General features: G+C 56.3%; 26 protein-coding genes and 1 tRNA gene. 21 read left to right on the top strand and 6 right to left on the bottom strand.

Annotation, left to right across the window (positions count from 1 at the left end; genetic code table 11):
• The first annotated feature begins 8 nt into the window (after positions 1–8).
• From NE637_RS06965 to NE637_RS06955, 3 genes are all read left to right on the top strand, one after another.
• Complete coding sequence (locus tag NE637_RS06965) at positions 9–1,493, top strand: L-serine ammonia-lyase (protein WP_227118163.1); 1,485 nt, start codon at positions 9–11, stop codon at positions 1,491–1,493.
• Between the two features lie 326 nt (positions 1,494–1,819).
• The gene (locus NE637_RS06960; protein ID WP_227118162.1) at positions 1,820–2,692 is read left to right on the top strand and encodes a sce7726 family protein; all 873 of its coding nucleotides are present in this window, start codon (positions 1,820–1,822) and stop codon (positions 2,690–2,692) included.
• Between the two features lie 8 nt (positions 2,693–2,700).
• Positions 2,701–3,639 carry a sce7725 family protein gene (locus NE637_RS06955; RefSeq protein ID WP_227118161.1) on the top strand — a complete coding sequence of 313 codons (939 nt, stop codon included), beginning with the start codon at positions 2,701–2,703 and terminating at the stop codon, positions 3,637–3,639.
• A 153-nt stretch (positions 3,640–3,792) separates the two neighbouring features.
• Here NE637_RS06955 and NE637_RS06950 read toward each other — a convergent pair.
• The 5 genes from NE637_RS06950 to NE637_RS06930 all read right to left on the bottom strand — a co-directional run bounded on the left by NE637_RS06950 (position 3,793) and on the right by NE637_RS06930 (position 6,783).
• Positions 3,793–3,882: transfer RNA gene (locus tag NE637_RS06950), tRNA-Ser, on the bottom strand.
• A gap of 131 nt (positions 3,883–4,013) precedes the next feature.
• Positions 4,014–4,289 (bottom strand): HU family DNA-binding protein, encoded by a 276-nt coding sequence (locus NE637_RS06945; RefSeq protein ID WP_022659096.1) that lies wholly within the window; start codon positions 4,287–4,289, stop codon positions 4,014–4,016.
• Positions 4,290–4,636: 347 nt separating this feature from the next.
• Positions 4,637–5,479 carry a glutamate racemase gene (gene murI / locus NE637_RS06940; protein WP_022659097.1) on the bottom strand — a complete coding sequence of 281 codons (843 nt, stop codon included), beginning with the start codon at positions 5,477–5,479 and terminating at the stop codon, positions 4,637–4,639.
• 150 nt (positions 5,480–5,629) lie between these two features.
• On the bottom strand, positions 5,630–6,550 hold the full coding sequence (locus NE637_RS06935; RefSeq protein WP_192113194.1) for a sulfite exporter TauE/SafE family protein: 921 nt from the start codon (positions 6,548–6,550) through the stop codon (positions 5,630–5,632).
• A gap of 29 nt (positions 6,551–6,579) precedes the next feature.
• Positions 6,580–6,783 carry a hypothetical protein gene (locus NE637_RS06930; RefSeq protein WP_256267625.1) on the bottom strand — a complete coding sequence of 68 codons (204 nt, stop codon included), beginning with the start codon at positions 6,781–6,783 and terminating at the stop codon, positions 6,580–6,582.
• Between the two features lie 57 nt (positions 6,784–6,840).
• On the opposite strand from NE637_RS06930, the gene hisH reads away from it, so the two are divergent.
• The 15 genes from hisH to NE637_RS06855 all read left to right on the top strand — a co-directional run bounded on the left by hisH (position 6,841) and on the right by NE637_RS06855 (position 22,307).
• On the top strand, positions 6,841–7,479 hold the full coding sequence (hisH, locus tag NE637_RS06925) for an imidazole glycerol phosphate synthase subunit HisH (protein ID WP_227118160.1): 639 nt from the start codon (positions 6,841–6,843) through the stop codon (positions 7,477–7,479).
• A complete protein-coding gene (gene hisF, locus NE637_RS06920) occupies positions 7,469–8,248 on the top strand; it encodes an imidazole glycerol phosphate synthase subunit HisF (RefSeq protein ID WP_227118159.1) in 780 nt (259 codons plus the stop codon). Before hisH ends, hisF begins: the two co-directional genes overlap by 11 nt.
• Positions 8,249–8,297: 49 nt before the next feature.
• Positions 8,298–9,179 carry an ATP-dependent sacrificial sulfur transferase LarE gene (gene larE / locus NE637_RS06915; protein ID WP_192113197.1) on the top strand — a complete coding sequence of 294 codons (882 nt, stop codon included), beginning with the start codon at positions 8,298–8,300 and terminating at the stop codon, positions 9,177–9,179.
• A gap of 395 nt (positions 9,180–9,574) precedes the next feature.
• On the top strand, positions 9,575–9,970 hold the full coding sequence (locus tag NE637_RS06910; protein ID WP_192113198.1) for an FmdB family zinc ribbon protein: 396 nt from the start codon (positions 9,575–9,577) through the stop codon (positions 9,968–9,970).
• Positions 9,971–9,977: 7 nt separating this feature from the next.
• Entirely contained in the window at positions 9,978–11,294 is a 1,317-nt protein-coding gene (gene purB, locus NE637_RS06905; protein WP_192113199.1) for an adenylosuccinate lyase, read from the top strand.
• 9 nt (positions 11,295–11,303) lie between these two features.
• Entirely contained in the window at positions 11,304–11,885 is a 582-nt protein-coding gene (gene pyrE / locus NE637_RS06900) for an orotate phosphoribosyltransferase (RefSeq protein ID WP_371740831.1), read from the top strand.
• Positions 11,875–14,157, top strand: coding sequence for a L,D-transpeptidase family protein (locus NE637_RS06895; RefSeq protein WP_256267624.1), 2,283 nt, complete (start codon positions 11,875–11,877; stop codon positions 14,155–14,157). The genes pyrE and NE637_RS06895 overlap by 11 nt, the downstream gene beginning before the upstream one ends.
• Positions 14,158–14,328: 171 nt before the next feature.
• Positions 14,329–15,075 carry a hypothetical protein gene (locus NE637_RS06890; RefSeq protein ID WP_227118157.1) on the top strand — a complete coding sequence of 249 codons (747 nt, stop codon included), beginning with the start codon at positions 14,329–14,331 and terminating at the stop codon, positions 15,073–15,075.
• A 104-nt stretch (positions 15,076–15,179) separates the two neighbouring features.
• Entirely contained in the window at positions 15,180–16,223 is a 1,044-nt protein-coding gene (locus NE637_RS06885; RefSeq protein WP_227118156.1) for a glycosyltransferase family 10 domain-containing protein, read from the top strand.
• Positions 16,220–17,170, top strand: coding sequence for a glycosyltransferase family 2 protein (locus NE637_RS06880; RefSeq protein ID WP_227118155.1), 951 nt, complete (start codon positions 16,220–16,222; stop codon positions 17,168–17,170). Before NE637_RS06885 ends, NE637_RS06880 begins: the two co-directional genes overlap by 4 nt.
• A 61-nt stretch (positions 17,171–17,231) precedes the next feature.
• Positions 17,232–18,407 carry an iron-containing alcohol dehydrogenase gene (locus NE637_RS06875; RefSeq protein WP_227118154.1) on the top strand — a complete coding sequence of 392 codons (1,176 nt, stop codon included), beginning with the start codon at positions 17,232–17,234 and terminating at the stop codon, positions 18,405–18,407.
• A 145-nt stretch (positions 18,408–18,552) separates the two neighbouring features.
• Positions 18,553–19,563, top strand: coding sequence for a glycosyltransferase (locus NE637_RS06870; protein ID WP_227118153.1), 1,011 nt, complete (start codon positions 18,553–18,555; stop codon positions 19,561–19,563).
• Positions 19,564–19,608: 45 nt separating this feature from the next.
• Complete coding sequence (locus tag NE637_RS06865; protein WP_227118152.1) at positions 19,609–20,229, top strand: hypothetical protein; 621 nt, start codon at positions 19,609–19,611, stop codon at positions 20,227–20,229.
• 114 nt (positions 20,230–20,343) lie between these two features.
• Entirely contained in the window at positions 20,344–21,717 is a 1,374-nt protein-coding gene (locus NE637_RS06860) for a site-specific integrase (RefSeq protein WP_227124393.1), read from the top strand.
• A gap of 110 nt (positions 21,718–21,827) precedes the next feature.
• Positions 21,828–22,307, top strand: coding sequence for a hypothetical protein (locus tag NE637_RS06855; RefSeq protein ID WP_227118150.1), 480 nt, complete (start codon positions 21,828–21,830; stop codon positions 22,305–22,307).
• 25 nt (positions 22,308–22,332) lie between these two features.
• Here NE637_RS06855 and NE637_RS06850 read toward each other — a convergent pair whose 3' ends face one another.
• The gene (locus NE637_RS06850; protein WP_256267623.1) at positions 22,333–22,647 is read right to left on the bottom strand and encodes a hypothetical protein; all 315 of its coding nucleotides are present in this window, start codon (positions 22,645–22,647) and stop codon (positions 22,333–22,335) included.
• A 404-nt stretch (positions 22,648–23,051) separates the two neighbouring features.
• On the opposite strand from NE637_RS06850, the gene NE637_RS06845 reads away from it, so the two are divergent.
• The 3 genes from NE637_RS06845 to NE637_RS06835 are packed head-to-tail and all read left to right on the top strand — an operon-like array spanning position 23,052 to position 25,817.
• Entirely contained in the window at positions 23,052–24,275 is a 1,224-nt protein-coding gene (locus NE637_RS06845) for an AAA family ATPase (protein ID WP_227118148.1), read from the top strand.
• The gene (locus NE637_RS06840) at positions 24,268–25,368 is read left to right on the top strand and encodes a primase-helicase zinc-binding domain-containing protein (RefSeq protein ID WP_227118147.1); all 1,101 of its coding nucleotides are present in this window, start codon (positions 24,268–24,270) and stop codon (positions 25,366–25,368) included. The genes NE637_RS06845 and NE637_RS06840 overlap by 8 nt, the downstream gene beginning before the upstream one ends.
• 11 nt (positions 25,369–25,379) lie before the next feature.
• Complete coding sequence (locus tag NE637_RS06835; protein ID WP_227118146.1) at positions 25,380–25,817, top strand: hypothetical protein; 438 nt, start codon at positions 25,380–25,382, stop codon at positions 25,815–25,817.

Genomic DNA, 25,817 nt, shown 5'->3' with positions numbered 1-25,817 from the left:
ATGCATGTATGTACTGTAATCGTCGGCGTTTCCTGCAATCAGTGGCTGTGACGGGCGCGGGCCTGTGCCTGCCCTCACTCACTTGGGCAGGCTTTGACCCCCTGTGGAAGCCTGGCTCCGTGTGCGCCAATCCCATTGATGTGACCGTGTTCGAGATGTTCAAGATCGGCCCTGGCCCCTCCAGTTCGCACACCATCGCGCCCATGTCGGCGGGCAATGATTTTATCCATCTGTGCGCCCAGTTGCCGCAGGAGCAGCTTGCCCAGGCGGATGCCGTCAAGGTGCACCTGTACGGCAGCCTCTCGGCCACGGGCAAGGGGCACGGCACTGACCGCGCCGTGGCGGCGGGCCTGCTTGGGCAAAAGCCCGATGAATGCAAGGCCGAATTTCTGGACAATCTTTTTACAAAGCCGGACGACACCCGCACAGTGGTGCTTGGCCCGGCCCGGATTCCGCTCAAGGATTCGGACGTGATCTTTGAGCAGGGCACCATCGAGGCTCCGTTCAGCAACGTGCTGATCATCGAGCTGCTGGGCAAGGGCAAACAGCTTGCCTCGCGCGAATACTATTCCGTGGGCGGCGGATTCTTGCAGTGGAAGGGCTGGAAAGCACCGGACAAAGGCAAGCCCGTGCATGCCTTTGATTCCATGAACGGCCTGCTTGAAATCGTGAAGAACTCGGGCAAGAGCATCCCGCTCATTATGCTGGAAAACGAAATGGCCATCACCGGGCAGTCGGAACAGAACATCCGGCAGGGCGCGCAGCGCATCATCCACGTGATGGACAGTTGCGCCGCCACGGGCCTTGGGCTGGAAGGCAAACTCAAGGGGCCGTTTGGCCTGGAGCGCCGGGCCAAGCTCATGCTGGAGCAGGCCGCCAGCTCGCCGGAGCCAGCGGATGCCTTTGCGGCGCGGCTGTCGGCCTACGGGCAGGCCGGGTCGGAAGAAAACGCCATGGGCCACCCCATTGTAACCGCGCCCACGGCGGGTTCCGCAGGGGTTATGCCTGCGGTGGTGCACATGCTCATCAAGGAGCGCGGCAAAACAGAGGCCGACCTTGTGGACGGTCTGCTGGTGGCTTCTATGGTGGGTACGCTTATCAAGCGGCACGCCAGTGTGGCGGGCGCGGATGTGGGCTGTCAGGGCGAGATCGGCTCGGCCTCAAGTATGGCGGCTGCCATGCTGTCGCAGGTCATGGGCGAAACGCCCGATGTGGTGGAAAATGCGGCGGAGTTCGCGCTGGAGCACCACCTGGGCATGACCTGCGACCCTGTGGGCGGTTATGTGCAGATTCCCTGTATTTCGCGCAACGCCATGAGTTCCGTGAAGTCGTGGAACTCCTGGATGATGGCCCGCACCGGGCAGGGCACCAAGCACCCTGTGGGGCTTGATCTCTGCATACGCACCATGAACCAGACAGGCCGCGACATGAAGGATGACTACCGCGAAACCGCGCGCGGCGGGCTGGCCTTGTTCTATACGCAGGGGTGCTAGTGTTTTTAGGGGGCAAGGTAAACGTGGGCTACCACTATCTTACAAAAAATAAAGAGCTGAAGCCCTCGCGGGTTTCAGCTCTTTATTTTTTAGCATTGACTAAATGGAAATTTGAAAAAATTCCGTTTAAGGCATTAACAATGTTTTATTGGGGTTTGTTGCAGGACTTATCTTCTTTGTGGAGCTAAATATGATTATATGTGGGGGAGAGGTTCCTGAAAACTTGCCTTGTTGCTCGAATCTGTTTAGGACCTACAAAAATGGCATTTGTTTTATGTCGATGTATTCAACTTACCATATTAGTAGGCGACATTGTTGGTGCTTAAGTGGCTAGTAATAAAAGAAATTTCAAAGCCCTTGCGGAGCTTTTTAAGCCCCGTTTTTTACATCGCCTTGCGATGGATGACTATAAGGATTTGTTGTCGGAAGTGCTTGTTGCGTCGGGCAGCATTAAAGAGTTTTCTAAGATTAAGCGGTTACCGACCTTATTCAAAAAAGCTTATAGTGCCCTTTTGTCGCATTGTAAGTATGAATATGTGTATAAAACAGCGATTCTGAATGATGTTTTTCTAAAATATCACAATTTTAATTCTGCATTTTACACGACAGAATTTTATTGTGGAAAGTCAAAAGCAGATATTGCTATATTTAACGGTTGCTCAACTGTTTATGAAATAAAGACAAAATATGATAATCTTGAAAAGCTAGATAAGCAACTGCGCGATTATAGAAAAATTTTTTCTAAGCAATTTGTGGTGGTAGACTGCAAACATCTTGTAAATGTCAAAAAAATTGTAGACTCCTCTGTAGGTATTTTGCTTTTCCAAGAAGATGGGGCATTGCTAGAAATAAGAAATGCTGTTGAGGATGCCGCTGGGATAGATACGGGGGCGCTGTTCGATTGTTTACATAAAAAAGAATATAAGGATATCGTGCATAAGTATATTGGTAGAGAATTGGCAGTTCCAAACGCATTAGAGTACGCTAGTTATAAAAAAATATTTGTCGAACTGCCTCGCGAAGACGCAATGAGCCAAGTGGTTGAGCGCCTTAGATCCCGCAGTATACCAACTCAGCGACGAGCATTGCTTGAGAAATCCCCCTCCTGTCTTGGGCAAGCTATCATTGACTCTAATTTGACAGTTTCTATGTCAATGTCTATTATTTCAAAAATGGAGAAACCTTTTGCTATAATCTAGGGGGAGTGATGTATTTTCCTTATATTCGTGGGAAAATGTATGATCTTGCGGCGATAGCTGAGTTAAGCGAAGAAATTGCAGGATCAGGCAAGATCTGTCCGATTGTCGAGCCTGTAAATGTCAGCGCCGCAACACAAAATAAAATTTCCCTTTTTGCTGAAACGGGGATGCCCTTTCTCCTGATTGTTAATCCTCATGTTGGTTCTCTGTCTAAAAATCCCAACGAAGTAAAACAGACCCTTTTTGATCTGTACCTAACAGAATGCGAAACATGTTTTCCTGCATTTATTATAGATTCAAAAACAACCCAGGGTGAAGTTTCTAATTTTTTTTCGAAGTATTCTGAACAAAGAGTGGGGCTGATTTATGAGTCTGAACCAACTGATCAGAATTTTGTGAACTTTCTTATAGGCCATTCGCAAGTCCAATATCATGTTTTTTTTGAGTATAAAACAAAACGTCAGATTAGAACCTTGTTAGACCCGTCAATGAAGGTGATTGTTGGTGATTGGTTTGAAAAGCAAGATAGAAATGCAGACTATCCATATGAAAGTTCATTCTCAGACCAATATCTGACTGTCCCGGATGATGAGTATGGAAATTTTGGTGATTTTTCTGTAATTGGTCGGGCATATTCGGCTTCTGGTGGCCGAGTTCATGCTGTGGCCCTTCACCACATCTATGCAAAATCAAATTCTGGAAATGCCCTGTTTGTAAGACACTTTGTCTCTGACAGGACAGATTCCCCTGTTGACCCTGGTGGAAAATTTATTGAAGCATTAACTAAACTTGTCAATGCACTGCCAACTTTTGGGCGACAAAATTCGACACCTATTGATGTCATATATCAATCTCTACATGCTGCTTCGCGGTACCCAGGGTTAGGAGTGGCAAAAAAACTTGCACTCAAGCACCACATGCACCTAATGCTTAGGCTTTTACCCTAGCTTTTGATACTGGGGTATTTACCGAGCGACGCAGATAATAAATCGGATATCTCGCAACGGTTATAACGAGTAACCCTTACCCCTCCTTCCACAAAACAAAAGAGCTGAAACCCGCAAAGGTTTCAGCTCTTTTCTAATCACGTACAAGCAAACTGGCGGAGGGGGAGGGATTTGAACCCCCGGAAGGCTCACACCTTCAACGGTTTTCAAGACCGCCGCGATCAACCGCTCTGCCACCCCTCCGCAGGGATGTTTTCTCCGGCTTTATGCAGAGGCGGCCAGAATGCCGCGTACATGGCGGGAGAAAATATCGACGGCGCGATTACCCTGTGTGAAGGCAATAGCGCCGCCGAAAAAATGTGTCGCTACGCCACTTACTTAATGGCGTCTTTCAGGCCCTTGCCGGGCGTGAACTTGGCAACCTTGCTGGCAGGAATGGTGATTTCCTTGCCGGTGCGGGGGTTGCGACCCTTGCGGGCGGCGCGCTCAACTACCTTGAAGCTGCCGAAACCGGTGAAGGTCACGGATTCGCCAGAGGCCAGGGCTTCGCGCAGCGAGGCCACCACGGCGTCAAGAGCTTCTTCGGCTTTGGCCTTGGTGGGCAGGCCGGCTTTGGCATGGATCTTTTCTACGAGCTCAGCTTTGGTCATGATGCTACTCCATAAAGGATTTCGGTTATTCCCTGCAAGCCGGATCGGGTAGACATGCCAGAAGTCTGGTGCCGGGGCCCGATTCGCCGCACTCAAATGAAACAGCCGCAAAAAAGCCGCCAAGGCTTTTTCACGTCATGGGGGAATCGTAAGCAAAACCGCTTCTACAGCGGTCAGAACTTTTGTTTCCTTACGTTAGGGGCGGTTTCCTGTCAACGAAAAAGCGCAGAATCCCGCGTCTGCTCTAGCTTTTCACGAAATACCGTTTGGGCAAACAGGCTCAATACAAGAGTCTGCCCCGTACTGGAAGTTTTTTATCTGTCCGAAAATAATGATTAAAAATACTGTTATAGATCGACCAGGCAAACTTCATCATCGCTGAGGTTGCGGCCCAGAAAAAGGCTGCCTGTCCGGGCAAAGCGGGCTGCATTATCTGTGGTCAAAAAGCGGTAGTGCGCGCCGCTATCCGCGGGCTGCAGCAGGTTGGTGGCCCGCAGCTCGTCAGCCACGCACAGCGCCGTGGTGGCGGCAGAATCCACTATGCGAACCTGCGGCCCCACCACGTTTTGCAGTGCTTCCTGCAACAGTGGAAAATGCGTGCAGCCCAGCAGCAGGGTATCGGGTTCCAGATTTCCTGCGGGGGCGGCTCCCTCAAATGGAAAAATATCAGCCAGATAGCGCCTTGCAACGCCTTCCACAATGGGGCCGTTCATCCAGCCTTCTTCGGCAAGGGGCACAAACAGGGTGCAGGCACGCCCGGTCACAACAGCGTCAGGCCGGATGCGCGCAATGGCCTTCTGGTATGCGCCGCCGGAGATGGTGGCTTCTGTCGCCACTACTACTATATGACCGTTGGCGCTGGCTGCGGCAGCCGCCTGCGCGCCAGGATCCACCACGCCCATGACCGGCAGCGGGGCAAACTGCTCCCGCACTGCGGAAAGCGCCGCAGAGGTAGCCGTATTGCAGGCAATAACGAGCATTTTAACGCCCAGGTCCACCAGCTTTTGGGCGGCCTTGAGCGTATAGCGCGTTATAGTGTCGCGCCCCTTGGTGCCGTAGGGCAGGCGGGCGGTGTCGCCAAGGTAGAGCAGATCTTCGCCGGGCAGACATTCTGCCAGAGCCTTGAAAACCGTGAGGCCGCCCATGCCGGAATCAAACAGGCCAATGGGCAACCGGGAAGAATCATTCATTGCAATTTCCTTTACAGTGCCGCGCGCGATACTGCAAAACGCGCGCCTTGGGGGCTTTGCTGCCTGCCCAAAACAGACGAAGCGCCTCCGGCGCTGCCCTGAGGCAGGTCGAAAGCGCTCCGGCCAGAAAAATTCCGGGCGGCAGCGGCGCTAGAAACCTTGGCCCAAATAGCGCACGGCTGTAAAGAGCAAAACTGCGGTCAAAAGGGCCTTCAAGGCAATGGAAGGCACAAACTTCTGACAACGCGCACCGGCATACATGCCGCACATGCCGCCAAGGCCCACCAGAACGCCCATGCGCCAGTCAGGCGCAACGGCCATATCCGGGTAAAAGGGCGCGAGCAGGGCGTAAAACGACACGCCCGCCACGGATGTTACAAAGGTGGCAAAGAGCGTGGAGCCAGCAACAACATAGACAGGCAGCCCGAAAAACGAAACCAGAAACGGCGCCATAATGGCACCGCCGCCGATGCCGTAAATGCCGCCCACAAGCCCCACCACAAGGCTCAGCAGCACAAGCGCGCGGGTGGCGACAACATACTTTGTTTCCTGAAACACAAAGGCCACTTCCTTCATGTTCCAGTAGAGCACATGGCAGCACATGAGCCTGCCGTTTTTGTCCTCGCAGGTGGGCATGTTCTCTTTTTTTTCCTTGCGCGACCACAGCGAGGCCCTGCCTTGCCAAGTGGTTATGGCCATGCGCCCGCCAATGTACAGCAGCACAAGGCCCGCAAAAATTTTAAAGCTCTGGGGATTGGGCAGCAGATTGATGCGCACGATGGCCCCTATAAACACGCCCGGCAATGTGCCCAAGGCAATGGTAAAGGCCAGCGGCCACACAAGCCGCCCCTCGTGCCAGTAACGCCATACGCCCGAGGGACAGGCCAGCACGTTAAAGAACTGGTTGGTGGCGCTGACGCTGGGGTTGGTATAACCCAGAACGCTCATCTGAAACGGCAGCAGCAAAAAAGCGCCCGAGATGCCGCCCATGGATGTGAAAAAAGAGATGCCAAGAGCCACCGCAAAAGGAACAAACGGGTTGCACTCAATGCCTGCAGTGGGAAAATACATGCTGGCCTCCTGCGCGAATGGCGTTGTAACTAGAGTAAAATATTAAATAAATTCTTTGCATGGGAAGTTCTAATGTTCACGGTTTCTATAATAACCGTGAACATTGAAATTGTCACGCCATTCCGCAAAAGGTTTGCCGCCGCCGCTTGCTGGCGCGCTGATTTTTCCTGCGATGCCGGGGCATCATGCCAGCCTGCGCGTTGCCTGCGCACCGGCAAAAAGGTATGATACATCTTTCAAAGCCACTAGCCGCCAATCCCCCCACGGCAACAACAAGCAGAGGATGCACCATGCTGGCCATTCTGGACTACAAGGCAGGCAATCAGACGAGCGTGCGCCGCGCCCTTGAACATTTGGGTATACCTTGCGCCATCACGGCGGACCCCGCAACACTGGAACGCGCCCACGGCATCATTTTCCCCGGTGTGGGCGCTGCCGGGCAGGCCATGCGCGCCCTGCACCCCACGGGCCTTGACGTGCTGCTGCGCGAGTGCGTCAAGCGCGGCCAGCCCCTGCTGGGTATCTGTCTGGGCTGCCAGATTCTGCTTGACCGCAGTGAAGAAAACGACACCACAACCCTTGGCATCGTGCCGGGCCTGTGCCGCCGTTTTGAAGACAACATGCGCGAAGAGGACGGCACCCCCGCGCCCATCCCGCATATGGGCTGGAACAGCCTGAAAGCGACCGCCCTCTGCCCTCTGCTCGCGGGCGTTGCCCCCACTGCGGAATTCTACTTCGTGCACAGCTATTATGTGGAGCCGGACCCCACCTTTGTGATTGCCACCACCACCTACGGCAAGGAATTCTGCTCCGTATACGGGCGCGACGGCCTGTGGGCCACCCAGTTCCATCCCGAAAAAAGCGGGCGACCGGGGCTGACAATTCTGCGCAACTTCTACGACTACTGCGAGGCGCGTCATGCTCAGTAAGCGAGTGATTCCCTGTCTGGATGTGCGCAACGGCCGACTGACCAAGGGCGTCAAATTCGTGGGCAACGAAGACATCGGCGATCCGGTTGAAACCGCGCGGCGGTACTATGAAGAAGGCGCGGACGAAATAGTGTTTTACGACATCACGGCCTCTGCCGAGGCGCGAGGTATCTTTATTGATGTAGTGGAGCACGTGGCGGAGCAGATTTTTATTCCATTTTCTGTTGGCGGCGGCATTTCCAGCGTGGCGGATATGCGCGCCGTGCTGCTGGCTGGGGCGGAAAAGGTTTCCGTCAATTCGGCTGCTGTCAAGGATCCGCACATCATCAGCGATGGCGCGGATGCTTTCGGTTCCCAGGCTATCGTGGTGGGCATGGACGTGCTGGCTGTTCCGGTAAGCGCAGAAATCCCCTCGGGCTACGAGATCGTCATCAACGGCGGTCGCAAGCGCATGGGGCTGGACGCCATTGCCTGGGCGCGCCGCTGTCAGGAGCTGGGTGCTGGCGAGCTCTGCGTCAATTCCATTGATGCGGACGGCACCAAGGATGGTTACGAACTCAAGCTGACCCGCGCCATAGTCGATGCCGTGTCCATCCCCGTGATCGCTTCCGGCGGTGCGGGCGAGCCGCGCCACATGCTCGAGGCAGTTACCGAAGGCGGGGCCTCTGCTGCGCTGATCGCGTCCATTGTTCACTACGGGCAGTACTCCATCCGGCAGTGCAAGGAATATATGGCCGGGCACGGGGCCAAGGTGCGTATGACCTGGTAGGCCCGGTCCAAGGCTTGTGCGGCCTTTTGTCGTATCAAGAGTAGAAGATATGAGTAAAAATCCTTTCCGCGCGGATCAGGTTCCAGCTGCGCTTGCCGCAGTGCTGCGCGATCTGCCCCGCCTGGCGGTGGCTTTTTCCGGCGGGCTGGACAGTCGTTTTTTATGCCACGCTGCCCTGTTGAGCGGTTGCGACGTGCTGGCCGTGCATGTTTACGGCCCGCACATCCCCCCGCAGGAAAGCGCCTGGGCCGCAGCCTGGGCGCGTGAGCGCGGCATGCGCCTGCACACGGCGCGGTTTGATCCTCTTGCCCTGGCGGAGGTGGAGACCAACAGCCCCCAGCGTTGCTACGGCTGTAAGACTGGGCTTGTGGCTCTGTTGCGCGGCGAGCTTGCCCCCATGGCGGAAGCTCATGACCGCGTGCTCTGCGATGGCACCAATGCGGATGATTTGCAGGCCTACAGACCGGGACTGCGCGCACTTGAAGAAGGCCGCGTGCGTTCCCCCCTGGCCGAAGCCGGGCTGACCAAGGCGCAAGTGCGCGAGGCCGCCCGCGCCACTGGGCTGGACAGGCCGTGGCAGCGCGCGCGGCCCTGCCTGCTGACGCGGCTGGCCTACGGCATGCGTCCCGAGGCCGGCACGCTGGCGCGTCTGGCGGCGGCGGAGGCCGATCTTGCGGCTTTGGGAGCAACAGCCTCCGCACAAGAGGAGTCGCAATGTGTTGTGCCGGAGGAGGGCAGCGTGGGCGCGCTGGGGGATTTTCGTCTGCGGCTCACGCCGGAGCCTGTGTTGCAGGCTGAAAAACTGCCGGAAGAACTGCTCCCCGAATTGCGGAACATCCTGATCCGTCATGGTTTCTGGCCGTGCGGGCTGGAGGCTGGCGGCAATATCAGCGGCTTTTACGATGCGGGCAACAGCGCCGGAAGGCACTAGACGAGGCAGATATTTTTCCGCCTGCGGTCAGTGTTTTCGGCCCGGAATGTGGCTCGGGGCTGGACTTTGCCGATCAAAGAGCATATGAATACCCACTTATATTAACGGGGCTTGCCCCTGGAGGGAATCATGGCACATAAGAAAATTGAGCGTAAGAAAGAACTGGATCGCCGCCGTAAGCGCCGTGAAGAGCGTCTGAAGCAGCGCGTGCGCGAAGCCAAGGCTGCCAAGGCCTAAGCTTCGGACACGGGAAACCGGCGTTCCGACGGCTGCGGATTGACGCGCCGTCACATATGGTGCTCGGCCCGGCTGCCTCCTGGCAGCCGCGCGGGGCGCAAACAAGCAGCAGCGGTCAGCGCGGCAGCATGCCGTGTCATGGCCTTTTTAGTGTTACCATGCCTATCTACGAATATCAGTGCCCCAAGTGTCAGCATACGTTTGAGGAATGGGTCAAGGCATCGGAATCCCACGGGCAGGAACCCTGCCCCAAGTGCGGTGAGCCTTCGCCCCGCATCATGTCGCACACCTCGTTCGTCCTCAAGGGCGGCGGCTGGTATGTGAGCGACTACGGCTACCGCAAGGGTGTCAAGGAAGAAGGCGGCTCAACGGCCTCCTCCTCCGACACCTCCGGCGGTTCCTCTGCTCCCGCTTCCGGCGGTACGGCAGGCGAAAAAGCCTCCGCATCAGCATCCGATTCTGGAAACAGCGCCGCCAAGGCGGCCCCCGCCCCTACGCCAACCACAGGGTCCGCAGCGTCGGCACCCACCAAAGCCGCCAGCTCGGCTTCATGAGGCAGCCATGATTGATCGCTACACCCGTCAGGAAATGGGCCGTATCTGGACCCTTGAGAACCGCTATCAGGCATGGCTTGATGTGGAAGTTGCCGTTTGCCGGGCCTGGAGCGACATGGGCCGCATCCCGGCCGCCGCGGTGGAAAATATTCAGGCCAAGGCTTCCATTGATGTGGATCGCATTCTGGCTATTGAGGAAGTGACCCGCCACGACGTCATCGCTTTTTTGACTTCGCTTGAAGAAAAGGTTGGCGCGGAAGACGCGCGCTACATCCATCTGGGCTGTACCTCCTCCGATATCGTGGATACGGCCAACGCCCTTCTGCTCATGCAGGCCGGGCGCCTGATTCTCAAGGACATCCGCGCGCTCCTGACCGCCATTGAAAGTCTGGCCCGCCGCCACAAGGGTGTGCTGTGCATGGGCCGCACCCACGGCATCCACGCGGAGCCCACCAGCTTTGGGCTCAAAATGGCCGGATTCTACGCCGAGTTTGAGCGGCACCTTGCCCGGGTTGAAGCCGGGATTGAAAGCGTGCGCGTGGGTAAAATCTCTGGCGCGGTGGGTACCTATGCATTTTTGTCGCCCGAGCTTGAGCAGCGCGCCCTGAGCTATCTTGAGCTTGAGGTTGATCCGCACTCCACCCAGATCATTCAGCGCGACCGTTACGCCCACTTCTTCACCTCGCTTGCCGTGCTGGCAGGCGGTGTGGAGCGCCTGTGCGTGGAACTGCGCCACCTGCAACGCACGGAAGTGCTCGAGGTGGAAGAAGGCTTTGCCAAGGGACAGAAGGGTTCGTCGGCCATGCCGCACAAAAAGAACCCCATCTCGGCAGAAAATATGAGCGGTCTTTCGCGCCTTTTGCGTACCAACGCTCTTGCCTCGCTGGAAAATCAGGCCCTGTGGCACGAGCGCGACATCAGCCATTCCTCCGTGGAACGGGTTATCATGCCCGATTCCACCATCTTGGCCGATTATGTGCTGACCCGCCTTACCAAGCTGCTTGAAGGGCTGGTGGTCAAGCCCGAGCGCATGCGTGAAAATATGGAACGTTCTTACGGCCTGTATTTTTCGCAGCGTGTGCTGACGGCCCTTATTGCCACCGGGCTTCCGCGCCAGCAGGCGTATGAAGCCGTGCAGCGCCTTGCCATGCAGAGCTGGGAAAGCCGCACGCCCTTCCCCGATCTGGTGCGCAACGATGCCGACATGAGCGGGCGGCTGGGCGCAGCTGCGCTGGCTGAGCTTTTTGATCCTTCGTACTACCTGCAGCACGAAGACGAAATTTTTGCCCGGGTGTTCAAGAACGCTGCGGCCAACAAGGCGTAAGGAGCTGTCATGCAAACTCTTTCTTCTGAAGAACTGCTGGCGCTCAAGCGCCGCCTTGCCCGCCTGCTGGTAGAAAAATCATACCGCGAGGGAGATTTTGTGCTGGCATCAGGCCGCAGAAGCGATTATTATTTTGATTGCCGCGTCACGGCGCTCCACGCCGAAGGATCGTGGCTTATTGGAACCCTGTTCAACCACATGCTCCGCGAGATGGACATCAAGGGTGTGGGCGGCATGACCATGGGCGCTGACCCGCTGGTTGCAGCTACCACTGTCATCTCGCATGAACAGGGCAGACCGCTGAACGGCCTTTTGGTCCGCAAGGAAGCCAAGGGGCACGGCACAGGGCAGTTTGTTGAAGGGCTGGGCAATTTCTGCGCGGGCGACCGCGTGGCCATGCTTGAAGACGTTGTTACCACCGGCGGTTCTCTGCTGAAGGCCTGTGATCGTATTACAGATGCTGGCCTGTCCATTGTGGCGGTTTGCGCCATTCTGGATCGCGAGGAAGGTGGCCGGGAAAAGCTCCGTGAGGCGGGATATGACCTGCTTGCGCTCTTTACCCGTGCGGAATTGGTGGACCTTGCGCGTTAAGGTTCTCACCGACCCGCGCGCCTTGCCCCATGTGGCATTGTCGCAACGTCTGGCTGGCTCTGCTGTCAGTTCCATTGTCAGGCCGTTGATCAGCTGTCTGGCCAATTGCCTTGTCAGATGCATGGCCTTGGGGCTGCTGATGGCCTTTGGCATTGGTTGCCCACTTGCCGCTCCACATCTGGCGCAGGCCGAAGAATGGCAAGCCTCTCTGTACAACGAGGGGCTTCCTACGCATTTGGTGGCTGTGGACAAAAAGCGCCAGACCTTCATGTTTTTTGAGAAGAAAAGCCCCCTCAAGCTCAAATACACCTATCCCTGCACCACAGGCCAGTTGCCCGGCGACAAACAGGCGCTCAACGATCTGCGTACGCCCGAAGGCATCTACTTTGTGGAATACAAAATTGCCAGCGGGCTGGATTTCAAGGAGTATGGCGGCATTGCCTATACCCTGAACTATCCTAACCCCGTGGATCGCCTGCGCGGCAAAACCGGCCACGGCATCTGGATTCACAGCAAGGGTTTTGGCATTGAACCGCTTTCCACCCGTGGCTGTGTGGCCATCGGGCTTAAGGAAATTGACGAGGTCGGGCCGCAGCTGACGCCCGGTACGGCCGTGGTTCTGGCCGATAAGATGGACGAGAACGCCCAGCCCCGGCCCGACAGCAGCACCGCCAACGAACGGCGCCGCCTGATGCAGAACTGGAGCAACGCCTGGGCCTCCCGTTCGGTCAAGATGTTTGATTACTATAATCCTGATGCCTATTCCAGGGCCATGACGGAAAATTTCACGGCCTTCCGGCAGAACAAGGAGCGTCTGTTCAAGTCGCTTCGGTTCATCAAGATTTTCAATCGCAAGATCAACGTGCTGGAAGGGCCGGGGTATTGGGTAACCTGGTCAGAGCAGCTCTATACGGCATCCAATCTTTCCACTGAAGGCGTGCGCCGTTTGTACTGGCAGCGAGATAACGACCAGAAGTTCCGCATTGTTGGTATGGAATGGACCCCGCGGGATCTGGGTATGCGCGCCGATTTTCAGAAGGGCCAGCTTGTGGCCGAAGCGCCCTTGCAGCAGGTCAGCGATGCTTCCTCTGAAGCACCTCAGCGCCCCCGGCTGGATATGCCCGAAGCCGCGCCTGAAAAAGCGGAGGCAACGGCTCTTGCCGCGCCGCAGCCCTCGCAGGACAAAACCGCTACCGCCAAGGCTGGTCAGGGCGACAAACTCATGGCGGCCAATGATCCTTTGGTGCCCCGCCGCAGCAATGCGACACCCCCGGCAGAAGTAAACTGGGGAGCGCGCCCCGCAATGGAAGAAGCGGCCCGCAGCGAGGCGGAATCCGCCCCCAAGGGCGCACCTGCCAAACCTGCCGATCAGGCGGCAAAACCCGCCGAGGTCCAGCAGGCTGTTAACTTGCCTGCACCGACGTCTGTTCCGGCTCCCATAGCAGCGCCGGCACAAGCCAATGCTCCCGTGGCAGCGGCAGCCCAGCAATTGAGCCTTACTCCGGAAGTCCGCGCCGCGCTGGAAAAGGCCGTGCAGGCCTGGAATGCGGATTTTTCCGCGCGTTCGACCAACATCGCCTCTCTTTACGATCAGGCCAAGTACAACCGAGAAGCCGGAACCCCTCGGGGATATTCCTACAATTCGACCATGCGCGAACTTGATCGTCGCTTTGCGGTGCCGTGGCTGCGCCTCATAAGCCGCAAGCCCAAGTTCGAGATCCAGGGTTCACTGGCTGTGAGTCATTGCGAGCAGCTTGTGGTGGCCCCCAACGGCATGGAGCAAGGTGTGCGTTCCTTCTGGTGGAGCCGGGACAACAAGGGCGATTTCCGCATTGTTGCTTCGCAGTTCAAGCCAGAAGAACTTGGCCTTGCAGCGGATTATCTGGATCAGGTCAGCGACGCCGCCAGCGCTATGGTTGAAAAATGGCGCAAGGCCTGGGAAGCTGGACGTCTGGACGAATACATTGAATACTATGCGGACGATGCCATCCAGCAGGGGCGTTGGGGCGCAAAGAATATTCAGAAGCAGAAGGAACTGCTCTGGCAGCGTGTGCAGCCCACATTGGTTCAGATCACGGGCCTGCGGCTGGTGGCTGACAAGCAGGGCCTGCGAGCCGACATGAATCAGGTCTATGCCGACAGCTCCGGCCATACGGACCGCGGCACCAAGACCCTTTTGCTGCGCTTTGACGGCAAGGCCTGGCGTATCGCCCGCGAGGACTGGGCACCTCTTGGCGCTCCCGTTGCTCCCATCGGAGAGGCAGGTCAATAGGGTCTTCTGCCGTTTTGTCTCCTTGGACAGTGGGCTGAGGCTGGTCAAACAGTTTGCCCCGTTTTATGGCGAGGTATCATAACAAGGTGTTGTGTGCGGCCATCCCGAAATTTCAAACGCAAAGTTCGTGAGGACCGTTTGAAGTACCGCGAAAATCTCAGCATAATCCTGATGCGGGATAACGGCCCCAGGCGCAGCTATCGAGTGCGCAGGGGGCGGTTTGTGGCGGCCCTTGGGGTGATGGCCTGCCTGCCCGTGGCCTGCGCTGTTCTGGGATGGCTGTGCTGGACTTTGTGGCAGCAGAACGTGCAGTTGCGGGACAATGTGCTGCGCTTTGAAAGCGATTCGCAGACGGCACAGGCCAATGCGGAACGGCTGGAACACCTTGAAGAACTGCTGCGTGAAGAAAATATACCAGGTCGGGAGCTTGTGCTGCGCAGGCTCAGCACTGGCGGCGCCGCTGCGGAAGCACCGGGTGAAGGCCCCGCAATTACAGGCGGGCCAGCGGCGGCAGACAAGCCTCAGGCCGGGGTCAGCGACGCGGCCCGCACCACCGAAGGGCCGGGGCATGAGGACTTTCCCTCCATTGACCTTGATTACGTCAAGGTAGGGAATGTGCAGGTGCGTGAAATCAGGGGCGGCAAGCTTCGCGTCGCACTGGATCTGCGTAATACCGACAGCCAGAAGATACTTTCTGGTATGGTCAGCGGCACGTTGCTGACAGCCGATGGCAAAAAATATTCCCTGCGTTTTGAGCCCGAAGATGTGGGCAGTTTTCGTATCAGCCGGTTCAAGCGCGCCGTCATGGTTGCTTCTGCCGAGCACCCCATGAGTCTCACCAACGCCCAGGTCATTCTTGAAGTGCGCAGCCAGGAAAATGGCGTTGTGTTCCGCAATATTTACGCCGTTGAGCATTAAGGCGATTTTCAACATCCGTTGCCGATGCACCCAGAGCAAGAGGTGCTGCTAACCGGCCTCTGACCATGGAAAAGCGGCCGGGGCCTTGGCATTGCGAGGCCTTTGTGGCTGAAAGTTCCACCCTGTTGTGCTATTTTGCCACCATCCACGCGGCCTGGCCCTGGATGCGGCAGACAGAAGACGGCAACGGCGCTCTGGGCCGTGCGCAATTTGTGCTGCCCCCGCCAGCCGCTCATTCCCCTTCATCGCTCCCCTCCTCGCTGGAAACTGCCAGCGCTTGGCTTGTGGTTGTTGACGAAGCCCCTGCGGGTTTCAGCACCACAGTGCCCCGTGAACGGCGTATCCTCTTTGTCACCGAGCCGCCTGAAATCAAGAAATATCCCCGTTCCTACCTCGGACAGTTCGGCACGGTGGTGTCGCCTTATGACTTGCGCGGTGTCGAGCGGCGCAGCATGGTCATCAGCAACCCCTGTCTGAGTTGGCACTACGGCGTCGAACGCTCATCAGGAAGAAATATAAGTAAATTCACCAATCTTAGTGAATTACGCGCATTTCCTATGCCAGAAAAAACAGGCTTGATTTCCGTAGTCTGTTCCACCAAGACGGCAACGTCGGCACAGCGCGCACGACTAGCACTGGTGAGTATGCTCAAGGAGAGGCTGGGGGACGCGCTGCATGTGTACGGGCGCGAATTCAATCCTGTGGACGACAAAATGTCGGCCATTGCGCCCTACAAGTATCATGTGGTGCTTGAAAACAACTACCTCGACAACTTCTGGACAGAAAAACTGTCCGATGCCTGGCTCGGCTGGGCGCTGCCGCTCTTTCTTGGAGCGCCCAACCTTGGCGCTGTTTGCCCAGCACCCGGATTTTTGCCCTTGCCGCTCGGCGATCTGGAAGCCTGCGTGCAGAGCATCCTGTCTGCAATCAAGAGCCATTTGTGGGAGGCCCGGCAAGCAGAGCTGGTTCTGTGCCGCAACTGGATGCTGGAAACCACCAATGTTTTTGCCCGCGCTGCCAGGATGATGGAAACAGCGCCGGATTATTGCCGCAGACTGCCTGCGCTGGGCAGACCGGAGCCCATATTTGGCGCGGGGCGCGATGATGTGGCCGCCATGTACAGGCAGGTGAGGGGGGAGGGTAAGTGAGTTCGTCCACGCCAGAAATCACTGTGGCAATGCCCGCCTATAATGCCGCCTCCCATCTGCTTGAAGCGATAGAGTCCATCCTGGCCCAGAGCTTTGAAGACTTTGAGCTGCTGGTGGTGGACGATGGTTCCACAGACAATACCCTTGCCCTTGCGAAGTCCTTTGACGACAAAAGGATTCGAGTTGAGCTGCTGCCATCCAACAAGGGGCGGGCCACGGCGCGCAATATGGCCTTGGGCCGTGCGCGTGGTCGGTATCTGGCCTGGATGGACGCGGACGACATTGCCATGCCCCACCGGCTGGAAGCGCAACATGCCTGCCTTGAGGCGCAATCCCAGATTCATATCTGCGGTGCTGGCGTGCAGTATTTCGAGCAATCAAGCGCGCTTGAGCTGTTTCCCGAACAGCCGGGCGCAACACGAGCCGCCACACTGTTTGGGGTGCCTGTGCCCAACTGTTGCGTCATGGTGCGGCTGGACGCGATGCGCGCCTTTGGCTTACGCTATGACGCCAGCCTGGCAAGGGCAGAAGACATGGCCTTTTGGGCCGATGCCCTGCTCAAGGCCGGATTGCAGGCGGTCAATTTGCAAGAGCCGCTGCTGCACTATCGTTATGCGCCAGCAGCCCATGCCCGCCAGTGGCACATGCGCGCACTGCTTGGGCATGTGTTCCCTCCGTTCGGTATCCGGGCGACAGGCGCACAGGCGGCACTGCACGCAGGGCTGATCTATGGCGGGCCTGCAGAGCCGGAAGCTGCGCTGCGCTGGCTTGATACCCTCTGGCAGGCCTGGACAGACCGTTATGGGTACGATGAATATATGCAACGTCATATGCTTGTTTTTATGGCGCGCATTCTGCGCGAAGCCTCGGCGGATGCAGCACAGGCGGATCGGGCAGGCAGGCTTTTGCGTACACTTTCGCTCGCCGCGCTGGCAGAAAATATCTGACGCTTACGCTCCGGCCCTGCGCTTTGGCCGCCCGCGCGTTTTTTACAGTCAGGAGGATACCATGCACGATTTCACGTACTACACGCCCACACGGGTGGTTTTCGGCAAAAATACAGAGCAGCAGACCGGCGCACTTGTCAAAGCCTGCAAATGCCGCAAGGTGCTTATCCACTTTGGCGGGCAGAGCGCCCTGCGTTCGGGTCTTGTGGACAGGATAAAAACCTCTCTTCAGGCTGAAGGACTTGCCTTTGTCACTCTTGGCGGCGTCGTGCCCAACCCCCGGCTTTCGCTGATCCGCGAGGGCATTGAACTGGCACGCAGTGAAGGGGTGGATTTTGTGCTGGCAGTGGGCGGCGGTAGCGTTATCGACTCGGCCAAGGCCATTGCCTACGGCGCCGCCAACGAGGGTGATGTGTGGGATTATTACATGGGCAAGCGCAAGCCGGACGCCTGCCTGCCCGTTGGCTGCGTGGTGACCATTGCCGCCGCAGGCAGCGAGATGAGCAGTTCAACTGTTGTGACCAACGAGGAAAACGGCTTCAAACGCAGCTTCAAAACGGATATGGCCCGTCCGGCCTTTGCCGTCATGAATCCCGAGCTGACCATGTCGTTGCCGCCCTTTCAGACGGCCTGCGGCTGCGTGGATATTCTCATGCACACCATGGAACGCTATTTCGGGCATGGCTCGAACATGGACATAACGGACAGCATCGGCGAGGGCCTCATGCGCGTGGTCATGCACCACGCCATCGTGCTACGCGATGACCCGGCCAACTACGATTCCAGAGCCGAAGTCATGTGGGCTGGCAGCCTTTCGCACAACGGTCTGACTGGCTGCGGCTCGGACGGCGGCGACTGGGCCACGCACATGATCGAGCACGAGTTGAGCGGCATGTTTGATGTGGCCCACGGTGCGGGGCTGTCTGCCATATGGGGCAGTTGGGCCCGCCATGTGCTGCCCTTGCGGCCTGATCGCTTTGCCCTGTTTGCAGAAAGGGTCATGGGCGTTGCCCCGGCGGAGACGGAAACCATCACAGGTCTGCGGGGCATTGAGGCCATGGAGCGGTTTTTCCGCTCGCTACGCATGCCCACATCGCTGAAGGATCTGCATCTTGCGCCCACGGATGCGCAGATTGCCGAAATGGCCGAGAAGGCCCTTGTGGGCAAAACCCACATTGGCAGCGTAAAAAAACTGCTGCCGCCCGATATTATCGCCATTTTTGCTGCCTCGCGGTAGGAGAAACTGTCGGAGATAGCATTGTTGGCCCGTTTCAGGCCGGGGTGGATACCAGACTGCCCCGTCTGCAACGGGCTTTTTCCGGTCCTGGGCCGGGGACATCGAGCAGCCTGCGGGCTGCGCAAAGCGACATCAGGAGCCAGCCATGCATGATGCATTTGAAGGCCGCATTGACGTGAGGTTTCCGCGCGCGGTGGTCACAGGCGTAACCGGCAACTGGGCCTTTGCCGCTGGCACGGTACTGCTGGCGCTTCGGCGGCATAATCCGGAAATGGAGGCCGACATCATCGTTTTTTGTGATGACTCCCTACTGGAAACCGATGCCGCGATATTGCGCAACCTTGGCGCGCAGCTTGTGCCCTTTACGCCTGTTCCCGCAAAGCTGACGGCTGAGGCGCTGGAGGTTTTTTCTCCGCTCAGTCTGGCCAAATTTGACTGCTTTGACTTGCTGCAACGCTATACATCTGTTGTATGGCTTGATGCGGACGTGCTGGTTCAGGATAGTCTGGAAGGGCTTTTTGATTGCGGCCCCCTTGGGCTGGCGCTGGAAGATCCCGAATTTTCAGACCCGCCAGGGGCCAAGCCTGCGCAGATCAATCTGCACGAACCTATTGAGGGGTTTGACGGCGGCGCAGACAACCTGAATTCGGGGGTCATTGTATTCCGCAATGATTTGCCAGCGCCGGACGCCTTGCGGCAGGGGTGTCTGGAGTTCATTTTCCGGCACGGCAGAATGCTGCGCTATCCCGATCAGGCGGCCTTTAACCTGCTGGCGCAGATGCTGCTGCGGCAGTACCCGCAGAGCGTTTTTCAACTACCCCAGGGGTTCAATATGCATCCGCGTAATCCGGCGGCGGCCTTTGCGCCAGTGGTGCATGCCTTTGGAGCGTACAAGTTATGGAATGACGGCCTCACCGCCACCTGTTTTCCTGAATGGCAGCGGGACTATGCCCGCTGGCAACGCCTTGGCGGCAGCCCCTATGCGGGAGCAGTGGAGAATGCTGAGTTTCTTGAGGGCGGCGCGTTTTCACTGCTCGGGGGGCTGTGCGGCACCATTGAAAAAGCCGAGGCCGCCATTGCCGAATTGCAGCAGAAGCTGGAAAAGGAAGCAATGGTTAGGACCAGACTCGAAGCTGTGGTCAGCAGGCTCGGATAATCTGCGGGGTGTTGCGCTGTCAGACGTATAGAGAAGGGTGATTGGATGGATATTCAACCGTCATTGCTAGGCTATATCTCTATCGCCAAGGATTGGCTGACGCTCATAATTGCGGGATGTGGCGTCTGGGTCGCGTGGCAAGGGCTGAGAACGTGGCGCAGGCAGCTCAAAGGCACTTCCCAGTTTGATGTTGCCAAACGGCTGATGCTCAAGGTGTATCAGATCAGGCGAGATATTGAGTATTGCAGATCATCTGTCCGTAAAATTTCCATCTTCACGCACAATGAGGATGGTAAACCTATTCCTGAAAGAGAACAGCTTCGTTATTCTTCAGATAGAGAGATGAAGAGCAGATTCAAATATACCCTAAAAACAATTAGTGAAATGGATTTCCTGTTATTTGAATCTGAAATTATACTTGATAAAAAATTACGTGAACTTTTTCAGCCCATTGAAGAAGTGTGTTATGTGCTGAGAGACAGTATTGAAGAATATACTGAAGATTATAATCAAAAAAATGGCAGATTTCGTGATGATGAGGAGCGAAATAGATATCGTGAATTAAGGCAGATTATTTATTCACGCAAAGGTGACGCTATTCAAACCAAGGTGAATTCGGCGGTGCGGGAGATAGAAAAATTTATTAAGCCTTACGTGCATGGTTAATTGCTATACACGCATGCTAACCAGCTCCTAGAATGAAAAAAGGTTGGGTGCATAGTCTGCATCCAACCTTTTGTCTTTTAATGGTGCGCCCGGCGAGATTCGAACTCACGGCCTTTGGCTCCGGAGGCCGAAGAATGTAAATTACACCTCCTTTCATTAGGCTTCATGAATACACCGCAAAATATTGACTACAAGCCACATTATGGATATTTTACATTCACAAACTTTCACGATTTTATGGCCCCTTTCATGCCCTTTTGGTGGCACAACGGTGGCACAAATCGAAGGTGGCACAGCATGGCGAGTGAATGGCAAAAGTTGGATGAGGGCATTAGGGCCAGAGTACACCCTACCCGCAAGCATGGTGTTAAGCCTGATCTCTATTTTGTACTTCGCTTCACTGTGGACGGGCAAAAGAAGCAAGAGGCCTTGGGCTGGGCTTCTGAGGGCTGGACGCTTGCAAAGGCGCGGGCAGAGCTTGCCAAGCTCAAGGAAGCAGCCAGAACGGGCAATGGCCCTGCCACCTTGCAGGAAAAGAGAGCGCAAGCGAAAGCTGCTCGTGAAGCAGAGCGTGCAAGGCCGACAATTATACGGCTTTGGGCAATCTACCGAGAGGCGAAGGGCGAATATTCCAATGGGCCAGCAGATTCAAGCAATTTTCAACACCTCTCTGCTTTCTATGGTCGCCAGCCAGAGGCCATAAAAACGCATGAAGTCAGCGCGTTGGCAAAAGAGCTTGAATTGCAAGGCAAATCTCCGCAGACAATACAGCACGTTCTTGAGTTACTGCGCCGCCTTATCAATTTTGGGGCGAGGCAAGAGCTTTGTTCACGCCCCGCTGGCCTACAATTCATTATGCCCAAGCTCGACAACCAAAAGACCGAATGTCTTACGCCGGAGCAAGGCCGCGCCTTGATTGATGCCCTGGACGCGGCCAAAGATCAAAACCTTGCTTCACTGGTTCGTCTGGCTTTGGCAACGGGTATGCGCCGAGGTGCGTTGCTGGCCCTGCAATGGGATGATCTGGATTTTCGCACCGGGCATATTACCTTGCGGGGCGAGTCAGCCAAGAGCGGCAAAACCTCGCAAATTCCTATGACAGCAGCGGCAAGGGGCATTCTTGAGGGCATAGAGCATACTGCTAGCCCGTATGTGTTCCCCGGCAAAGATGGGGGGAAGCGCGTTGAACTTCGCCGCTTTCTTAACGCCCTGCGCAAAGAGGCAGGCCTTCCTGCTGATTTTCGCCCCCTGCATGGCCTGCGCCACACTTATGCCTCATGGCTTGCCAGTAGCGGCAAGGTGGACTTGTTCACCCTGCAAAAGCTCATGACGCACGGCAGCCCACAAATGACACAGAGATATGCGCACTTGGCAGACGAAGCCATGAAACGGGCGGCATCTGTCATTGACGAATGCCTTGATCTTGCGGCCAATGCGGAACCAGCCCGGCCTGCTGGTGCAAAGGTGACAAGGTTTAAGAACGACTGAGAAAAGCAAATATTTTCCCCGGCTAGGTTCGGAGTAATTAACCGAGCCGAAAAGCGGAACCTTGACCGCTGCCGGGGGAATATTCAAGGGATACCCTTCAAGGGGGTTTTATGCCTATCAAGCAGCCAGCAATCGTTACATTTGATGAAATTACAGAAGAAAAACGCATACCCCCTAGGGTGATCACGGTTGATGCAAGCACGGATTCTGAATTCGTTGAATCTCCAAGCGGGACAGAGCTTGAAATCATGGAGATGGTTTATAAAAAGCACAATTGTTCACCAGAGGAATGGGAATCTTACACAGACGCCATGCGTTACGCATTGGGCGAACAGGCGACCAGCCAAAATAGTATGGAACCTAAAGACGGTGAAACTCCAAAGGGTTTTGCAGACCGCTTGCGTAGCGAAGGTGTGGCGCTAGGAACGATTATGCGCTTACTCTGCGAGCATCAAAATAAGGATTGGGATAAAATTCCCCAGTGGTTAGCTTCCGGGCTTGCAAGGGGAATCCCTTTTGCTGACGCAAAAGCCGACAGAAATAACCGTGCTCGTGACTATGCTTACCATGTGAACCAAAAGAAAAAATAACATGTAGAGTATTCAGTGCTGCTACTTATTCAGGCCGGGGGAACCCGGCTTTTTTATTTAGAAGTACAATTCTAGCAAAATTATCATCTTTGTATTTTTTTTGGTGGGTCACATGGGGGCGGGCTGACTGTAATTTATGTTCATACACTTCAACCTCAACACAGCAAAGGGGAAGGTTATGGACATTAATGCCCTGCCAATCGAAATCAAGGAATTGCCCGAAGTCTTTCAGCGCATGTATGAAGCTGCCCCGGCTGAGATTGTGCCGCTTGAATGGGTCGCCCGTCAGGCTGGATACAAACACGTTGGCAGTCTTCACAACAAAATCAGTGAAGGACATGGCCCTAGCAGCTTTATTTCGGGAAAGCGCAGAGTTTGTGATCGTAAAGATGCTGTCCTGTGGATTCACAGTCAGACACGCCCAAACTTGCGGGGGAGGGCTGCTTAGCATGGCAGCCGTTGAACAAGAAAGGCCCTGGGCGTTGCAGCGTCCAGAGCCTGAAAAATTGTGCAGCGTGGGAGCAGCACCAAGCAATGTTAGCCTGCCCCATGCTCGGCCTGTTCGTCAAGAATATTCCATCGCCACACCTTCAAACAACCGTTGCATAGATGGTTGTTTCTACTGCCGAGAAGTAATTACCCCGCAGGCCAGGGTGCGCAGAATATGCCAGTTTTGCGGACATAAGGTAAAAAAAGGTGATTACGCATGTGATTTCTTCCCTGGTCAACCGTGGGAGGTTTCGCATGACAACGCTTGATCAATCAGCAATTGCCAAGGCTCAAGCGGACTTTCTAGCTGCAACCCCGGTAAAGGAAGAACCGCAGACCCCGCCGGAATCTGCCGTTACCCCTTATCCTCTGGTAAGCGTGGGCATTGTTCTGGAATGCCCCCCGCTGCGCTGGCGTGTCAAAGGGTTAATCCCTGCGCGGGGTATTGGCCAGATATACGGGGCAAGCACGGCGGGTAAATCATTCCTGAGCTTTGATCTTGCCGTACATGTGGCCCGTGGGGCTGTTTGGTACGGCCATAAGACCAAGGCCGCGCCAGTGACCATTTTTAGCCTTGAGGGCCAAGAAGGCACGCGCAACCGCCTTGCCGCGTATATCGCCTATCACGGCGAAGAATTGCCCCCGAACCTAAGTATAGGAACCGCCCCCACCACGTTTTACAAGCCGGAAGACCTTGAAGCTATCGCGGCCAGCCTTCCCGATGTTTGTCTTTGCATTGTGGATACACAGGCTTGCGCCAGCGTGGGACTTGATGAAAACCGCACTGACGACATGACCTTGCTTATCGAAGGTTGCAAACAGCTTGCCGCCCGCAAGGATTGTTTTGTTCTGCTAGTTCACCATGCGGGCAAAGACCTAACCCGTGGGGCGCGAGGTTCGTCCACACAGTTACCAAGTTGGGATTGTTGTATTGAGGCCACCAGAAACGGCCAAAGCCGCGAATGGAAAGCAGTCAAAGTAAAAGATGGCGGCGGTGAAGGCGAAAAGCACCCATTCCGCTTGGCCGTGGTTGACCTTGGGCCAGATGAAGACGGCGACAGGATCACAAGCTGCGTGGCGTTGCCCGATGGGGAAGCCGTGCAGGACGAAAAGCCCTTGGCGGACAATCAGCGTTACACCCTGGATAGCCTTTGTGCTGCCCTTGAAGCGGCGGGGGCTGACTCTGTCCATTTGGAAGATTGGCGACCGATTTTTTATGCCGGACATACGGCGGACAAGCCGGACACGAAGTGCCGAGCCTTTGACCGTGGCAGGAAAGAATTGGTCAGTCGTGGGCTAATTTTTGTAACTAACGATTATTACAGCACAAAGGAATTAGCCGGACACGGACAATTGCCGGACATTGGCCGGACATGTCTTGCTGCCCAAAGCACCAAACAGACGGACGGACACGGACAGGGGTCTTTAGACCCTGTCCATCTGTCCGGCTTAGGTGATGGGGGGCTGTCCCATGAATAGTATTCTGACTTTTCTTACTTCTGCCATGAAGCCCAAGGGGCCGCACGAATTCGCCGGGCCATGCCCTCAGTGCGGCGGTGAAGATCGCTTTATTGTTTGGCCCGACAGGCCGCGCGGTGGAGCTTACCTTTGCCGTGGGTGCGGCTCTCAGGGTGACGGCATCCAGTTCATGCGCGAGTTTATGGGCATGAGCTACCCCGAAGCCTGCGCAGCTTTGGGCCTTGAGCAGAAACACACCACAAGCTTGCTATCTACACGGCGCACACATGTCCGGCCCCGTCCGGCGCTCCCGACACAGATGGCCTATGTACCGCCCAAGCCTGAGCCAGCCGTTATGCCCTGCAAGGAATGGATGGGCAGCGCCTCCGCGTTTCTCGCTGAGTGCCAGCGTGGGCTTGAAACTATCCCCGAAGCATTGCTTGCCATCTGCGGGCGCTTCCTGACCCCGTACACCGCGCTTGATTGCGGCATAGGCTGGAACCCTGCTGATCGCTATATCCTGCGCGAATCGTGGGGCTTGCCCGTTGTTGAGCTGGCAGGCGGCGGCATGCGTGACAAGCTGCTCTTGCCCTGTGCCCTTGTCATTGCCACACGCCGGAAGGCCGGAACCGTAGCCCTAACCGTGCGCTGTGCTGATGATCGCCCCGAAAGCCGCCCCAAATATTGGCAGACGCAGGGAAGCGGCAACGTGCCGTTTATTGCTGGACGTGCCGGGCTTCCGTTGCTTCTGGTTGAATCCGCTCTTGATGCCGTTCTAGTCTGGCAAGAATCATTCGGAAAACTGGCCGCTGTAGCCCTCATGGGCAACATGAAGGGGCTGGATTCAGACACCCACGCTTTTATCCAGGCTGCCCCCTTGCTGCTGGCTTGCCCCGACAATGACGAAGGCGGGCAAGTCGCCTGGCAGAGATGGAGTGCAGCTTATCCGCAAGCAATCCTTACCCCTGCCGTGGGAGCTAAAGACCTGGGCGACATGCACCGGGCCGCGCTGACATGGCCCATTAATCCCGACATCCCCAGCGTCATGGAGTGGATACCCGGTGTGCTGGCCTTCGCTTCTCGCAACTCAACCACCTACGCGCTTGCCACATAAAGGATATAGCCATGAAAAAACTTACCGCACTTGAAGCTATTCGCAAGTTCTGCCTGCAATGTCAGGGCGGCGTTTCCGCAAACGTGACTGAATGCCAGCACTCCGCTTGTCCCTTTTACGCCTACCGCTTGGGCGTGGCCTTGCCCGCAGGGAAGCACCGCCCCTTGAAAACTATCCGCGCATACTGCGTTGAAGAATGCCAAGCCGGGAACCAAGGGCAGGTTGACGACTGCCAAGGCGACACCGCCGCCGCTGGCCCTTGTCCCGCCTTCCCGTTTCGCATGGGCAAAAGCCCGAATGTCACGGCAGGAACGAGAGAGAAACGCCGGGCTGCCAATTTCAGGCAAACCGCAGCGGGCAAGAATGTGCTGGGTTCAATTTCCACTCGGCACAGTAAGCCATTTCAGGCCGCAGGATCGTCAAAAAGCACCCGGCCCGAAGTCGTGTAA

The organism is Desulfovibrio desulfuricans, from assembly GCF_024460775.1.
GTDB lineage: Bacteria > Desulfobacterota > Desulfovibrionia > Desulfovibrionales > Desulfovibrionaceae > Desulfovibrio > Desulfovibrio desulfuricans_E.
Note: the sequence above shows the minus strand (reverse complement) of the source record. Positions and strands in the feature narration are given on the sequence as shown.